General features: G+C 67.9%; 15 protein-coding genes. 6 read left to right on the forward strand and 9 right to left on the reverse strand.

The features are described from left to right. Positions 1 to 4 precede the first annotated feature (4 nt). The 3 genes from AC3WPZ_RS23270 to aroC all read right to left on the reverse strand — a co-directional run bounded on the left by AC3WPZ_RS23270 (position 5) and on the right by aroC (position 3380). Positions 5 to 919: a 4-hydroxyphenylpyruvate dioxygenase gene (locus AC3WPZ_RS23270; RefSeq protein WP_382323969.1), complete on the reverse strand. Its 915-nt coding sequence runs from the start codon at positions 917 to 919 to the stop codon at positions 5 to 7. A 159-nt stretch (positions 920 to 1078) separates the two neighbouring features. After that, positions 1079 to 2257: an MFS transporter gene (locus AC3WPZ_RS23275; RefSeq protein ID WP_492441774.1), complete on the reverse strand. Its 1179-nt coding sequence runs from the start codon at positions 2255 to 2257 to the stop codon at positions 1079 to 1081. Between the two features lie 22 nt (positions 2258 to 2279). Beyond that, positions 2280 to 3380: a chorismate synthase gene (aroC, locus tag AC3WPZ_RS23280; RefSeq protein ID WP_382323965.1), complete on the reverse strand. Its 1101-nt coding sequence runs from the start codon at positions 3378 to 3380 to the stop codon at positions 2280 to 2282. A 144-nt stretch (positions 3381 to 3524) separates the two neighbouring features. Here aroC and AC3WPZ_RS23285 point away from each other — a divergent pair, with 144 nt between their 5' ends. Next, positions 3525 to 3947 carry a cupin domain-containing protein gene (locus tag AC3WPZ_RS23285; RefSeq protein ID WP_492441776.1) on the forward strand — a complete coding sequence of 141 codons (423 nt, stop codon included), beginning with the start codon at positions 3525 to 3527 and terminating at the stop codon, positions 3945 to 3947. A gap of 285 nt (positions 3948 to 4232) precedes the next feature. Here the strand turns inward: AC3WPZ_RS23285 and AC3WPZ_RS23290 are convergent, their stop codons facing one another. Continuing rightward, complete coding sequence (locus AC3WPZ_RS23290; protein ID WP_382323961.1) at positions 4233 to 4889, reverse strand: glutathione S-transferase; 657 nt, start codon at positions 4887 to 4889, stop codon at positions 4233 to 4235. 137 nt (positions 4890 to 5026) lie between these two features. Here AC3WPZ_RS23290 and AC3WPZ_RS23295 point away from each other — a divergent pair, with 137 nt between their 5' ends. Beyond that, complete coding sequence (locus AC3WPZ_RS23295) at positions 5027 to 6238, forward strand: polyhydroxyalkanoate depolymerase (RefSeq protein WP_492441778.1); 1212 nt, start codon at positions 5027 to 5029, stop codon at positions 6236 to 6238. 68 nt (positions 6239 to 6306) lie between these two features. Here the strand turns inward: AC3WPZ_RS23295 and AC3WPZ_RS23300 are convergent, their stop codons facing one another. Beyond that, on the reverse strand, positions 6307 to 6774 hold the full coding sequence (locus AC3WPZ_RS23300) for a CBS domain-containing protein (protein WP_291114768.1): 468 nt from the start codon (positions 6772 to 6774) through the stop codon (positions 6307 to 6309). Between the two features lie 127 nt (positions 6775 to 6901). Between AC3WPZ_RS23300 and AC3WPZ_RS23305 the strand changes: the two genes are divergently transcribed. Both AC3WPZ_RS23305 and AC3WPZ_RS23310 read left to right on the forward strand, forming a co-directional pair. Beyond that, complete coding sequence (locus AC3WPZ_RS23305; RefSeq protein WP_382159031.1) at positions 6902 to 8212, forward strand: O-acetylhomoserine aminocarboxypropyltransferase; 1311 nt, start codon at positions 6902 to 6904, stop codon at positions 8210 to 8212. A gap of 2 nt (positions 8213 to 8214) precedes the next feature. Further along, positions 8215 to 9033, forward strand: a complete 819-nt coding sequence (locus AC3WPZ_RS23310; RefSeq protein ID WP_492441780.1) for an alpha/beta fold hydrolase — start codon at positions 8215 to 8217, stop codon at positions 9031 to 9033. Here AC3WPZ_RS23310 and AC3WPZ_RS23315 read toward each other — a convergent pair. Both AC3WPZ_RS23315 and AC3WPZ_RS23320 read right to left on the reverse strand, forming a co-directional pair. Further along, the gene (locus AC3WPZ_RS23315) at positions 9030 to 9872 is read right to left on the reverse strand and encodes an alpha/beta fold hydrolase (RefSeq protein WP_492441782.1); all 843 of its coding nucleotides are present in this window, start codon (positions 9870 to 9872) and stop codon (positions 9030 to 9032) included. The two genes, AC3WPZ_RS23310 and AC3WPZ_RS23315, sit on opposite strands and share 4 nt — an antisense overlap. Positions 9873 to 9887: 15 nt before the next feature. Next, a complete protein-coding gene (locus AC3WPZ_RS23320; RefSeq protein ID WP_382323951.1) occupies positions 9888 to 10868 on the reverse strand; it encodes a Bug family tripartite tricarboxylate transporter substrate binding protein in 981 nt (326 codons plus the stop codon). 97 nt (positions 10869 to 10965) lie between these two features. Between AC3WPZ_RS23320 and AC3WPZ_RS23325 the strand changes: the two genes are divergently transcribed. Then, entirely contained in the window at positions 10966 to 11862 is an 897-nt protein-coding gene (locus AC3WPZ_RS23325; protein WP_492432435.1) for a LysR substrate-binding domain-containing protein, read from the forward strand. Here the strand turns inward: AC3WPZ_RS23325 and AC3WPZ_RS23330 are convergent. Beyond that, the gene (locus AC3WPZ_RS23330; RefSeq protein WP_291114781.1) at positions 11855 to 12124 is read right to left on the reverse strand and encodes a hypothetical protein; all 270 of its coding nucleotides are present in this window, start codon (positions 12122 to 12124) and stop codon (positions 11855 to 11857) included. The two genes, AC3WPZ_RS23325 and AC3WPZ_RS23330, sit on opposite strands and share 8 nt — an antisense overlap. A 127-nt stretch (positions 12125 to 12251) precedes the next feature. Between AC3WPZ_RS23330 and AC3WPZ_RS23335 the strand changes: the two genes are divergently transcribed. Next, entirely contained in the window at positions 12252 to 13511 is a 1260-nt protein-coding gene (locus AC3WPZ_RS23335) for a cytochrome P450 (RefSeq protein ID WP_492441784.1), read from the forward strand. 9 nt (positions 13512 to 13520) lie between these two features. Here AC3WPZ_RS23335 and AC3WPZ_RS23340 read toward each other — a convergent pair whose 3' ends face one another. Then, the gene (locus AC3WPZ_RS23340) at positions 13521 to 14810 is read right to left on the reverse strand and encodes a YihY family inner membrane protein (RefSeq protein ID WP_382159043.1); all 1290 of its coding nucleotides are present in this window, start codon (positions 14808 to 14810) and stop codon (positions 13521 to 13523) included. Positions 14811 to 14846 lie beyond the last annotated feature (36 nt).

Raw genomic sequence — 14846 nt, forward strand, 5'->3', positions numbered from 1 at the left:
GGCCTCACTCCTTCTCACTGTGCACCAGCTCGAACACGACCGAGCCCAGGTAGGTCTTGCTGATGGCGCCGCGCTGCTCGGTGTGCGCGGCCTGGGTCTCGACGAACTCCACGCCGAGCGCGCGCAGCGCCTTCACGGCTTCGAGCACGTCGGGCACGCCCAGGCCAATGCGCTGCAGGCGCTCGTCGGCGTCCACCACGTGCAGCTCGGGCTCGATGAGCTGCAGCATGAAGCGCTGCGACGGGTCGAGCGCCGGGGTGCGCAGCAGCGTGCCCTTGGGCATGATGCCGAAGCGCTGTTCGTCGGGGATCAGCTCGGTGCCGAAGAGCTCTTCGTAGAACGCGATCCAGTCGTTGCTGCGCTCGGGGCCGATGTACTGCACGACGCCGAAGAAATGGATGCCGGCGGTGGCCGGCGGGTGCTGGTCCACCGAGGGAATGGGCACGAAGTCCACGTCGTAGATCGAGAAGTCCTTGTAGCGGTCCACGAAATAGATGCGGCTGCCGCCCGCGCCGTGGATGGCCGGGATGTTGAGCTCCATCACCTCGGCGTGCGTGGGCACCGACCAGGCGCCGCGCTCGAGCACGTAGTGGTAGGCCGCGCGCGCGTCGCGCACGCGCAGCGCCATGGCCGAGATCGAAGGCACGTCGCTGCCGTGGCCGGCGCCCTTGGCGTCCACCGGGTTGGCGTTGACCACCACATTGAGCCCGCCCTGGCGGTACAGCAGCACCTCGCGCGAACGGTGGCGCGCCACCGGGCGGAAACCCATCATCTCCAGCACCTGGCCCAGCGCCTGCGGCTTGCTGGTGGCGTACTCGATGAACTCGATGCCGTCCAGGCCCAGCGGGTTGGCCGCGTCGCTGAAAGAGGCTTGCAGGGGCTCGCGGCCTTCCTGTGGGTTGAGCAGGAAATCACTCATGTCGACAACTCCGGGGATCAAGAAAACGGAACAGGCCAGCGGCCAGGGCCACCCCGCACTTTAGGTGTCAACCTCCGGCATGACCAGGGTTTGCGCGCACTGTATGTTCGATATTCGCACGCTTTCGTTCGATAAACGATCCATGCGAGGGTTTCTGGTTCACCCCGGCGACACCGCCGTGTTCAGCGCCCGGGCCCGCAGCGCGCAGCCCGTGGCCACCAGCGCCAGCAGGGCCGACAGCCAGAACACGCTGGCCAGCCCGAAGGCCGAGCTGAGCAGGCCGCCGCTGATGCCCCCCACCACGCCGGGCAGGCCATAGCCCACCACGGTGTAGAGCGCCTGGCCGCGCCCGCGCAGGCGGCCGGGGAAATGGTGGGACAGCATGGCGATGCACACCGTGTGGTGCGCGGCGAAGGTGATGGCGTGCAGGGCCTGCGCCAGCAGCAGCACGGGCCACACCAGCGCGAAGCCGGCCGTGAGGCCCATGCGCAGCGACATGAGCGCGGCGGCCAGCACCAGCCAGCCCGAGAGCGACAGCAACGGCAGCCAGCGGCCCTGGGTGAAGAACCAACCGATCTCGATCACCACCGACAGCGCCCACATCAGGCCGATCACGGTCTTGCTGTAGCCCAGCGAATCCAGGTAAAGCGAGAAGAAGACGTAGATGAAGATGTGCGCGAGCACGTGGAAGAACACCGCCGCGAAGAACCAGCGCACCGGCGGCTGGCGCAGCACCGGCCACACGCCGGGCTGGGGCGCCTGCGTGGCGTGGGCGGGTTCGCGGAAGTCGGGCAGCAGCCAGGCGCTGGCGGCCACGGCGGCGAGCGTGCCCAGCGTCCAGGCCGGAAAGTGCACCAGGCCGAAGCGCTCGAACCAAAGGCCCGCGGCCACCACCGTGACCAGGAAGCCCAGCGAGCCCCACAGGCGCACGCGGCCGTAGCGCTTCGCGTCGAAGGCGCCGCTCTGGCTCACCAGGTGGGCGAGCGCGGCCTCGCTCATGGGCATCATGCCGCTGGTGTGGCTGAACATGAGCAGCAGCACCACGAACAGCACCACGCCGCCGCCGTCGAACCACAGGCCCAGCGAGAGCAGCAGCGCGGTGGTGGCGCCAAAGCGCAGCAGGCGCACGCGCTCACCGGTGCGGTCGCTCAGCGAACCCCAGAGGTAGGGCGCGAACAGGCGCGTGGCCGACTGCACCGAGGTGAGCACGCTGATGGCGATCAGGCCGAAGCCCAGCTCTTTCAGCCAAAGCGGCAGGTACGGATTGAAGAACCCGATGTGCGCGAAGTAGCTCGCGGACAAAGCCGCGAAAGGGAAGAGTTGACGGCGCTCGACCACGGCAGGCCAGGCGGCCGTGGGTTCAGCCGCGCGCCTGGGCGGCGATGTCGGGCGTGGGCAGCTGCACGTCGCCGCACTGGGCGCGGTGCAGCAGCGCGTGGTCCATCACCACCAGGGCCAGCAGGGCCTCGGCGATGGGGGTGGCGCGGATGCCCACGCAGGGGTCGTGGCGGCCCTTGGTGATGATTTCGGTGGGCTGACCGGCCGTGTCGATGGTCTCGCGCGGGATCAGGATGGAGCTGGTGGGCTTGATCGCGATCTGCACTTCCAGGTCTTGCCCGGTGCTGATGCCGCCGAGCACGCCGCCGGCGTTGTTGCCTTTGAAGCCTTCGGGGGTGAGGCTGTCGCCGTGCGTGCTGCCCCGGTGCGCCACGCTGGCGAAGCCGGCGCCGATCTCCACGCCCTTGACGGCGTTGAGGCCGAGCATGGCGTAGGCGATGTCGGCGTCGAGCCGGTCGTACAGCGGCTGGCCCAGGCCGACCGGCATGCCCTGCGCGGTGACGCGCAGGCGCGCGCCGCAGGAGTCGCCGCTCTTGCGCAGCTCGTTCATGTAGGCCTCGATGGCCGACACATCGGCCACCGGGGCGAAGAAGGGGTTGTGGGGCACGTGGTCCCAGCTCTCGAAAGGGATGGCCAGCTCGCCGACCTGCGTCATGTGGCCGCGGAAGGTGGTGCCGTAGCGTTCCTTGAGCCATTTTTTGGCGACCGCGCCGGCGGCCACGGTGGGCGCCGTGAGGCGGGCCGAGCTGCGGCCGCCGCCGCGCGGATCGCGGATGCCGTATTTCTGCCAGTAGGTGTAGTCGGCGTGGCCGGGGCGGAAGGTCTGCAGGATGTTGCCGTAGTCCTTGCTGCGCTGGTCGGTGTTGCGGATCAGCAGGGCGATGGGGGTGCCGGTGGTCTTGCCTTCGTACACGCCGCTGAGGATTTCGACGGTGTCGGGTTCGTTGCGCTGGGTGACGAATTTGCTGGTGCCGGGGCGGCGGCGGTCGAGCTCGGCCTGGATGTCGGCCTCGCTGAGTGCCATGCCCGGCGGGCAGCCGTCGATCACGCAGCCAATGGCCGGGCCGTGGGATTCACCGAAGTTGGTGACGCAAAACAGGGTGCCGAAGGTGTTGCCGCTCATAGAGGGGTGATTATCCCTGAGGCACGCTGGTGCGTTGGTGGGCCAGTCTGGTGCATGCGATCGGGCCTGGGGGACGGGAACATTTTGTGCTTTGTGCTGCGGCGCAGCAGCTGGTTGCTGTCCATCCCCAGAAAGGAGCGTCCCATGCTTGATCGAACCTCCACTTTGTTTTCTCACGTGAAGGGCGGCGAAGGCGACTATGTGAGTGGTGGCCTGCGCGATTTTTTCCTGTACCGCGACCTGGGGATCGCCCAGGCGACGCACGGCAAGGTGATTGCGCATCTGGTGAAGGCGAATCTGCCGCCGGAGGAAGGCACGGGCTGGCACCGGCACGAGGCGGATTTCCAGATCGTGATCATGCTCAAGGGTTGGGCGCGGTTCATGTACGAGGATCAGGAGACGCTGGTGGAGGCCGGCGATTGTGTGCATCAGCGGCCTGGGATCCGGCATTACCTGTTCGACTATTCGCCCGATATGGAGTACCTGGAGATTGTTTCTCCTGCGGATTTCAAGTCGATCGATGTGGATCCGGTTTGTGAGATTCCCAAGCCGACACCTTGGGGTTGATTTCGCGCCTCCTTGGTCTTGGGGCCCCAGGGGCGGGTGATGGGCTCCGCGAATGTCCTCCGGCGGCTGGTGCCGCCTCCCCCTTTACTTCGCTGCGCCCATCACCCACCCCTGGAGCCTTGCCACCGTGAAGGCACTCCAACGGACGTGCGCCACCGCTTCTTCGGCTCGGCCACCCGGGCGCTCTGCGCAGCGGGGTAAAGGAGGAGGCGGCACCAGCCGCCGGGGGACACCCGCGGAGCAGAGCGCCCGGGTGGCCGAGCCCGCGAGGTAGAGGAAAGAAACTCAAAACTCGGCGTCCAACTCGTCGATATCGTCGGGTTCGGCCTCCGCAGCCGCCACCCATTCCTTCATCGCCGGCAAGTCCATGATGGTGTCGCAATACGCCACACACGCAGGGCTGATCGCCACCTCGTAGGTGATGAAACGCGTCACCACCGGCGCGAACATCGCATCCGCCATGCAGGGCTTGCCGCCGAACAGATAAGGCCCCCCATACGTCTCCAGACACTCGCTCCAGATCGCCTCGATGCGATCGATGTCCGTCTGCGCGCGCGACCACAGCTTGAAATTCGGAAACGAGGCCTTGATGTTCATCGGCAACGACGAGCGCATCGCCGAAAACCCCGAATGCATCTCGCCACAGATCGCCCGGCAATGCGCCCGCGCCGCCCGGTCCGCCGGCAACAGACCCGCCTTCGGCTTCACCTCGTTCAGGTACTCGCCAATCGCCAGCGTGTCCCACACATGAATGCCATCGTGCTCCAGCGCCGGCACCCGCATCGAGGCCGACAGCAACAACATCTCGGCCTTCATCGCCGGATCGTCCGGCGAAATCACGTTCTCCGTGAACTCCAGCTTCGCCATGCGCGCCATCAGCCAGCCCCGCAAGGCCCAGGCACCGTAGTTCTTGCTGCTGATCGTGAGTACCGCTTTGGCCATGAACATGCTCCTTCAGAGGGCATCCACCGAGCAAGGCCTGTGCCATCGCTGTGCACCCACCACGCACCGCGCCGGTGCAACACCCCGCTGGCCCGCAACTTGCCTGCAATGCGACACGTTGTCCCAGGAAAGAAACCATGCTGTATCAGGCCTACCAACTCCAGTCCGACCTGATCTCGCCCCTGCGCCTGACCGCGCAGCACCTGAGCGCCGCGCTCTGGCTGCGCGAAACCGAGGGCAGCGTCATGCGCAAGCTGGCCGCCGCCTGCGACGTGATCTCGCGCCTGCGCCTGACCCACACACGCCCGCCCTACCAGATCCACAGCGTGACGGTGGGTGAACGCGAATTCCCCGTCACCGAGGAAACCGTGCTCACCCTGCCCTTCGGCACCCTGCTGCGCTTTCGCAAGGAAGGCGCCGAGCCCCAGCCCAAGGTGCTGCTCGTGGCCCCGCTCTCCGGCCACTTCGCCACCCTGCTGCGCGAGACCGCGCGCACCCTGCTGCAGGACCACGACGTCTACATCACCGACTGGCACAACGCGCGCGACGTCTCCCTGCGCCACGGCGCCTTCTCGCTGGACGACTACATCAGCTACATGATCCGCTTCACCGAGGCCGTGGGCCCGGGCAGCCACATGGTGGCGGTGTGCCAGCCCTGCGTGGCCGCGCTCGCCGCCACGGCCCTCATGGCCGAGGACGACAACCCCGCCCAGCCGCGCAGCCTCACGCTGATGGCCGGCCCGGTGGATTGCCGCGTCAACCCCACCGAGGTGAACAAGCTCGCCACCAGCAAGCCCATCGAGTGGTTCGAGAAAAACCTGATCAGCCACGTGCCGTTCCCGCACGCCGGCATGATGCGCCGCGTCTACCCCGGCTTCGTGCAGCTCACCGCCTTCATGAGCATGAACCCGGACCGCCACAAGCAATCCTTCCGCCACATCTACGACCACCTGGCCGCCGGCCGCACCGAAGAGGCCGGCGTGATCCAGGCGTTCTACGAGGAGTACCTCGCGGTCAACGACCTGCCGGCCGAGTTCTACCTGGAGACGGTGGAGAAGGTGTTCCAGACCTACGACCTGCCGCGCGGCGTGCTGACCTGGAACGGCCGCACCGTGAACCCGGCGGCCATCCGCCGCACCGCGCTGATGACGGTGGAAGGCGAACGCGACGACATCTGCTCGGTGGGCCAGACGGTGGCCGCGCAGGACCTGTGCCGCAGCGTGCGCCCCTACATGAAGACGCACCACGTGCAGACCGGCGTGGGCCACTACGGCGTGTTCAGCGGGCGGCGCTGGAACCAGCAGATCTATCCCCGCGTGCGCGACATGATCCACGCCAGCTCGGACTGAACGTTCGTTCGCGCCATGAAAAACGCCCCGGCATGCGGGGCGTTTTCATCTGAAGCTCGCTCGGCGCTTCAGGGGAAGTTCGGCTCGTTCTTGCTCGACTCTTCCTCGGGCCAGTCGCGGATGTAGGCCTTGAGCATCTTGTTCTCGAAGTTCTGGCTGTCGACCACGGCCTTGGCCACGTCGTAGAAGCTGATCACACCCATGAGCATCTTGTTGTCCATCACCGGCATGTAGCGCGTGTGGCGCTCCAGCATCATGGGCCGCACCTGCTCCAGTTCGGTCTGGGGCGTGCAGGTCATGGGGTGGTCGTCCATCACGGTGCGCACGGTGCGCCCGCCCAGTGAGCCGCCGTTCTTGGCCAAGGTGTGGATGACTTCGCGGAAGGTCAACATGCCGACCAGGTCGCCGTGCTCGATCACGGCCAGCGAACCGATGTCGAACTGCGACATGGTTTCGATCGCGCGTTCCAGCGTCTCCTGAGGCTGGACGGTGTACAGCGTGCCTCCCTTGACGCGCAGGATATCGCTGACTTTCATGGCTGTGCTCCTCAATTCTGGTGTGTCCCCCATGGGGCTGGGGTGCTGACAATATAGCCCACAATACAAATCAAAACCACTGCGCGCGCCTCGCCCGCCGCAACGACAGGCAACCACTGGAGACCATATGTCCGGCTACGCTGACCCCGGCTTCGACACGCTCGCGCTGCACGCGGGCGCCGCCCCCGACCCCACCACCGGCGCGCGCGCCGTGCCCATCCACCTCACGACCTCGTTCGTCTTCGAGTCCAGCGACCACGCCGCCGCGCTGTTCAACCTGGAGCGCGCGGGCCATGTGTACAGCCGCATCAGCAACCCGACCAACGCCGTCTTCGAGCAGCGCATGGCCGCGCTGGAGGGTGGCATCGGCGCCATCGCCACCGCCAGCGGCCAGGCCGCGCTGCACCTGGCCGTGGCCACGCTGATGGGCGCGGGCTCGCACATCGTGGCCAGCACCGCCCTGTACGGCGGCAGCCAGAACCTGCTGCACTACACGATGCGCCGCTTCGGCATCGAGACCACCTTCGTGAAACCGGGTGACATCGACGGCTGGCGCGCCGCCGTGCGGCCCAACACCAAGCTCTTCTTCGGCGAGACCGTGGGCAACCCGGGCCTGGACGTGCTGGACATCCCCACCGTCTCGCAGATCGCGCACGAGGCCGGCGCGCCCTTGCTGGTGGACTCGACCCTTACAACGCCTTACCTCGTCAAACCCTTCGAGCTCGGCGCCGACATCGTCTACCACTCGGCCACCAAATTCCTCAGCGGCCACGGCACGGTGATCGGGGGCGTGGTGGTCGACGCGGGCAGTTTCGATTGGGAGAAGTCGGGCAAATTCCCCGAGCTCACCGAGGCCTACGAAGGCTTTCACAACATGGTGTTCAGCGAAGAAAGCACGGTCGGTGCCTTCCTGCTGCGCGCGCGGCGCGAGGGCCTGCGCGACTTCGGCGCCTGCATGAGCCCGCACAGCGCCTGGCTGATCCTGCAGGGCATCGAGACGCTGTCGCTGCGCATGGACCGCCACATGGGCAACACCGAGAAGGTGGTGCAATTCCTCGCCAGCCACCCGCTGGTGGGCCGCGTGGGCCACCCGCTGCTGGAGAGCCACCCCAGCCACGCGCTGGCCGAAAAGCTGCTGCGCTTCGGTGCCAAGGGTGCGGGCTCGGTGTTCAGCTTCGACATCAAGGGCAGCCGCGCACAGGGCAAGGCCTTCATCGAAGCGCTCAAGATCTTCAGCCACCTGGCCAACGTGGGCGACTGCCGCTCGCTGGTGATCCACCCGGCGAGCACCACGCATTTCCGCATGAGCGACGAAGCGCTGGCGGCCGGTGGCATCGGCCCGGGCACGATCCGCCTGTCCATCGGCCTGGAAGACCCGGACGACCTGATCGACGATTTGAAGCGCGCGCTCAAGGCCGCAGAAAAGGCGGGGGCCTGACCATGTACCTGCAAGTCAACGGCGCCAGCACCTACTGCTACACCGGCGGCAAGCCTTTCGATGCCGCCAAGCCCACCGTGGTGTTCCTCCACGGCGTGATCAACGACCACAGCGTCTGGATCCTGCAGAGCCGCTACCTGGCCCACCACGGCTGGAACGTGCTCGCGGTGGACCTGCCCGGCCACTGCAAGAGCGAGGGCGAAGCGCCCGCCTCGGTGGAAGACGCGGCTGGCTTCGTGGCCGCCCTGCTCGACGCCGCCGGCGTGCAGAAGGCCGCGCTGGTGGGCCACAGCTGGGGCTCGCTGATCGCGCTCGAATCGGCCGCGCGCCTGAAGGAGCGCGTGAGCCACCTGGTGCTGGTGGGCACGGCCTACCCCATGAAGGTTTCGCCCGCGCTGATCGAAGCCTCGCTCAACGAGCCGGAGAAGGCGCTCACGATGGTGAACGTGTTCAGCCGCAGCACCCTGGCCGCGCCGCCCTCGGCGCTCGGCCCGGGCACCTGGGTCTACGGCTCCAGCATGGCGCTGGGTCGGCGCGTGCTGCGCAGCAACCCTCAGGTCAACGTGTTCCACCGTGGCTTCGTGGCCTGCGACCGCTATGCCGGCGGCGAAGCGGCCATCGCGCAGATCAGTTGCCCGGTGCTGTTCGTGCTCGGCGGGCTGGACCAGATGACCAACCCCAAGGCCGCGCAGGTGCTGGTGCAGGCCGCGCGCGCGGCCGGCAAGGCGGTGAGCATCGCCACGCTGCCGGTGGGCCACCACCAGATGACCGAGACGCCCGACGCCACGCTGTTCGCGATCCGCGATTTCCTCCGGGTTTAAGAACAGGCGCCCGTTTCGGCAACCGGGTCGGCAGGCGCCCCACCCAGGCACGACCGCAGAAAGCGGCCCACCTGTGCGTTGAACTCCGCAGGGCGTTCGAAGTACGGCGAATGCCCACAGGCGTTCATCTCGATGGCCCGCGCGTTCGGGAAAAGCGCCGCGATCGACCGGGCAAGTTCCGGGGGCACCAAGGGATCGTGCACCCCCGAGACCAGGAGCACGGGGCAGGCGACTTCTGCGAGGCGCTCGCATCCGATCAGGGCATCCGGGTGGTTCAAGGCCTGCAGCCGGCGCTTGAGCTCGGCCGTCAAGTCGCCGGACACCAGTGGGTTGAAGGCGTTGATCTGCTGGTACAGGAAGGCCAGGGCCGCCTCCGATGCGCGGAATGCGGGCGCCAATGCGCGTTGCTCGACCTGCCGGCTGTCCGACGTGCCCAGGTAACGTTCGACGCACGCCAGCACCTCGGGCGCATCGATGCCCAGCGGCGAACCGCTCGAGACCAGGGCCCACACGCGATCGGGGTGCGCCAGCGCAAGGCGCAGCCCCACGCCCCCGCTCAACGACTGGCAGACCAGGGCCGCGCGATCGATGCGCTCGGCGTCGAGCACCGCCAGAAGATCCCTGGTGAGCGCGTCCCATGTCAGGGAGTCGGGGCGTGCCAGCGACCGGCCGAAACCGCGGCAGTCCAGGGTCAGGCAGGTGAAACGGCTCGAGAAAAAAGGAATCTGCTGCCACCAGGTCGCGGCATTGGACCCCGCGCCATGGCAGAAGACCAGCGCCGGTCCCTGACCGTGGCGCTCATGGTAGATGCGGCAACCCTGGGCCTGGACGAAGCTCATGGCAACGGACCCCCTTCAGTCTTCCAGCTTCATGCCTGGCACGATCGCCCGGTACTTGCGCTCCTCGGCATCGAGAAAACGCTGCGCCCCGGCGAAATCCAGGCCAGCGGCGGGCACCGCCATGCCGCTGGCGCGAACGAACGACTGGATCGACTCCGAGCGATGCGCCTCGCGCAGCGCCTGGTTGAGGCGCTCGGCCACCGCCTGTGGCGTGCCCTGCGGCGCAAAAAGGCCCACCCAGATCGAGAAATCGACATCACGAAGCTCGGGCATGCTCTCGGCAAAAGTGGGGACCGTCGGAGCCAGGTCCATCCTCGAAGACGAGGACACCGCCACCGCCTGCATCTGGCCGCTCGACAACTGCGGCACCGCCGTGACCGTGGGCAGCAGGATCAGGTCGATCTGGCCACCGATGAGGTCCGCGATGAAGGGCGCGCCCCCCTTGTAGGGAACGTGCAGCAAGTCCGACTTCAGCCGAGACGCCAGCGAGTGCATCACGATGTGCTGAAAGGTGCCTCGACCCGGCGTGCCATACGTCAGGCTGGCCTTGCCGGGTGCGCTGGCCTGGGCGATGTCCTTCAGCGATCGGTGCGGTTTGGATTTGCCGGTCAACAGCACGACCGGAGAGGCGCCCAGGATGCCCACGGTCTTGAAGCTGGCGGTCTTGTAGGGCGGATTTCGGTTGGTCAACGGGCTCAGCACCACCTCGTTCACCGCCCCCAGCAAGAGCGTGTAGCCATCGGGCGCGGCCTGCGCCACCCGCTTCGCGCCGATCATGCCGCCCGCGCCCCCCATGTTCTCGACCACCACCGGTTGCCCAAGCTGTTTGGCAAGCTCTTCGCCCCACTTCCGGGCCACCGTGTCGGTGGAACCACCGGCCGGATACGCGACCAACAGGGTGACGGGCCGGTTGGGATAGCCCGGATCGGCCAGGGCAGTGACGGTTGCCCCCAACAGGGCCGCGATGGCCAGAGTCCATCGGTGAAGGGTCTTCATGGTCGTGTCTCCATCGTTGTGCTGGAAGAATTCTGTTCTTGCGGCCCATGGCGGTAAATCGAATAATCCGCATGCACCCATTCCCTATGGAAATACCATGAGGCTGCCAGCCCTTCACTTGCTGCAAGCGTTTTCCGCCACCGCCCGCCACGGATCCATCTCGGCCGCCGCGAGGGAACTCCACCTCACGCAAGGTGCCGTGAGCAAGAAGCTCCTGGAGCTGGAGGCCTCGCTGGGGGTGGCCCTGTTCGACCGGATTCGAGGGCGCCTTCACCTTTCTCCTGCGGGGCATCGCTACCTGCCGGGGGTGGATGCGGCACTCGGACAACTGGAGCAGGCGACGCTGGGCGTCATGACGCTGCGAGGGCGCGGGGGTGTTCTGAACGTGATGAGCACCCCGACATTCGGGGCGAAATGGCTGATCCCCCGCCTGCCCCGGTTCCTGGCACAGCATCCTGAGGTATTCCTGAATTTCGTGCCCTTCAACCGAGGCGCATCCCCCGACCCCGATCTGGACTGCGCGCTTCTCTATGGCAACGGCACCTGGCCTGGAGCAAGCTCCCACTACATCGCCGGCCATGAGTACGTGGTCATTGCCCCGCCGCGCCTGCCGGCCTCGTCGCGCCTGCGCAGGCCGCGCGACATCGCCCTGCACGCCCTGCTTCAGCATCCCGCCGAACCGGGTGCCTGGCCGCGGTGGTGTGAGCTGCACGGCGTCTCTCACCCGGCGCTCATGCAAGGCCCCAAGCTCGATCAGGTGACCTCCATCGTGCGCGCGGTGATGGCGGGCATGGGCCTGGGCCTGGTGCCCCGTTGCGTGGTTCAGGACGACATCGACGCAGGGCTCGTGGCGGCCCCCTTTTCCAAGGACATGGTGGGCGAGGCCGGCTACTACCTCACCTACCCCGAGGGCAAGAACCACCTGCCACCTCTGGCCACCTTCCGCGACTGGCTGCTGCAGGAGGCCACGGGAAAGGACGCGCCGGCTACTTGACGCACTGCAGCTGGCCTGTGTCCTTGCCGCTGCTGGGCGGCACGCTCATCACGCAGGACATGCCGCCGCAGACGCAGTGCACGAGGCGGGTGCCGCCCGCCACCACGGACGTCGGTGCCGAACACTGGCAGGCCGGCGCCTCCATGATGTTTTTGGACTGGGCCGAGGCCGGCCGCAGCGGCAGCGCCGCGAGCAGGGCAACGACCAGCACGAAGAGCAGGATCGCAGCGATCAGCACGCCGCGCAGGGGACGCTGGAACATGGCAACTCCTCAGGTGGACAAGGGCGCGACCCATGCTACGCCGCCGCCTCGCGATTGCAAGCCCATTTCGTCCATGCTTTCGCGCTGCCACAATGCGCGAACCATGACGCCTCCGATCACACCGCCCATGACCGCTGCGCGCGCGCAGGAGATCGCCGCCCACTTCGACCTGCGCGCCCTGCCCGCCGACTTTCTGGCCAACCCCTACCCGGTCTATGCCGCGCTGCGCGAGAGCCAGCCGGTGCGCCGCATGCCCGACGGCTCGGTGTTCCTCACCCGCTGCGCCGACCTGATGGCGGTGTACCGCGATGCGCAGGCCTTCAGCTCCGACAAGCACGTGGAGTTCGCGCCCAAGTACGGCGCGAATTCGGCCCTGTTCGAGCACCACACCACCAGCCTGGTGTTCAACGACCCGCCGCTGCACACGCGCGTGCGCCGGCTCATCATGGGCGCGCTCACGCGCCGCGCCATCGCCGAGATGGAGCCGGGCCTCATCGCGCTGGTGGACCAGTTGCTCGACGAGCTGGACGCGCGCCGCGGGGGTGACCTGATCGAGGACTTCGCCTCGGCCATCCCGGTGGAGATCATCGGCAACCTGCTGGACGTGCCGCACGAAGACCGGGGCCCGCTGCGCGCCTGGTCGCTCGCCATCCTGGGCGCGCTGGAACCCACGCTCACGCCCCAGCAGCAGGCCAGCGGCAACCAGGCCGTGACCGAGATGACCGCCTACCTGCGCACCCTGGTGGCCGCGCGCCGCCAGCGCCCGGGCGACCCGGAGCGCGACGTGCTCACCCGCCTGATCCAGGGCGAGGCCAGCGGCGAGCAGCTCAGCGAGGTGGAGTTGCTGCAGAACTGCATCTTCCTGCTCAACGCGGGCCACGAAACCACCACCAACCTGATCGGCAACGGCCTGATCTCGCTGCAGGAGTTTCCCGAGGCCCGTGCCGGCCTGCTGCGCGATTTGCAGGCCACGGCGGGCGACGCCGCCGCCGAGGAAGCCGTGCTCGGCCGCGCGGTCGATGAATTCCTGCGCTTCGAGTCGTCCAACCAGCTCGGCAACCGGCGCGCGATCCAGGACACCCAGGTCGGCGGCGTGGACCTGCCGGCCGGCACGCTGGTGACGCTGTGCATCGGCGCGGCCAACCGCGACCCGGCGCAGTTCGCCGACCCCGAGGTGCTGAACCTGGCGCGCGAAGGCAACAAGCACCTGGCCTTCGGCTTCGGCATCCACCAGTGCGCCGGCCTGAGCCTGGCGCGGCTGGAGGGGCGCATCGCCATCGGCCGCTTCCTGCGGCGCTTCCCGGGCTACCGTCTCATCGAGGAGCCCACGCGCGGCGGCCGAGCACGCTTTCGCGGCTTTCTGCGCGCGCCGTTCGCCGTCGATTGAGCGCGGGCGTCACCCCGACGCGACCGAAGCCTCCCCCACGGCCTCGCTCGAGCCGCCGGCCAGGGCCGGTGTGGTCGAGACGGCCTGCGCCACCGAGAGGTCCATCCAGCGGCTCTCGGACCAGAAGCGCGCGGTGTGCGGCTGGTGCGCGAGCAGCAGCCGCTCCACCAGCGGGGCCACCGGCGTCATGGCCGGGTCGATCAGCAGCACGTAGCGCTCGCCGTCCTCGTCGAGCCGGCCCAGCCAGTCCAGCTTGACCATCACGGCCACCGGCTCTTCGAGTTGCAGCGCGTCCACCCGCAGCACCTGGGCCAGGGCCTCCAGGCTCAGGCCCTTGGGCGCGCTGTCGCGCGCCGTGTGCAGCTGTTCCAGCAATTCCAGCGCGAGCTGGAAGCTCCAGCCCGGCGTGTCGCTGCGCCGCGCGATGCCCGAGAGCAGGCTGGGCAGGTAGGCGGCGACCACCGCCCCCAGCAGCACGATCACCCAGGCGACGTAGAACCACACCAACAGGATGGGCACGGTGGCAAAGGTGCCGTAGACCACCGAGTAGGTGGGCACCTGGGCCAGGTACCAGGCCAGCACCTTCTTGGCCAGCTCCAGCCCCACGCCCACGAACAGGGCGCCCGAAAGCGCATGGCTCCAGCGCACCCGGGTGTTGGGCACGTAGCGGTAGAGCGCGGCCAGGCCGCCGGTGAGCAGCGCGAACTGCACGGCATCCAGCAGGAAACGCACGCCGCCAGGCAGGCCCGAGACCACGCCGCGCGAGGCCGTGACGGCGTAGGAGGTGGCCGCCAGGCTGCCCGCCAGCAGCAGCGGGCCCAGGGTGAGCACGGCCCAGTACACCAGCACGCGCTGGGTCAGCGAACGCGGCTGGCGCACACGCCAGATGTCGTTGAGCTTGCGGTCGATGGTCAGGATCAGGGCCAGCGCGGTCACCAGCAGCACCAGCGCGCCGGCCCAGCCCATCTGCCCGGCCTTGTTGGCGAACTGGTTGAGGTAGCTGAACACCTGCTTGGCGATGTCGGGCGGCACCAGGCTTTGCACCAGCCAGCGCTGCAGGGTGACCTGCAGGCGGTCGAACATCGGGAAGGCGCTGAAGATCGCCAGCGCGACGGTGAACAGCGGCACCAGCGAGATGGTGGTGGTGAAGGTCAGCGAGCTGGCGGTGATGCCCAGCCGGTCTTCCCGGAAGCGCTCGCGCAGCGTCAGCGCCGTGGTGCGCCACGGAAAATTCAGGGCGTCGCGCCACAGCGCGCGCGCCAGGGTTTCAAGGGCCCGCAGGCGCTCTTTCAGGGTCATCCCGGTATCATGCCACCTGCCCTCCCGCCCCCGCTT

This window comes from Hydrogenophaga sp. FW305-3-2-15-A-LB1, assembly GCF_058787875.1.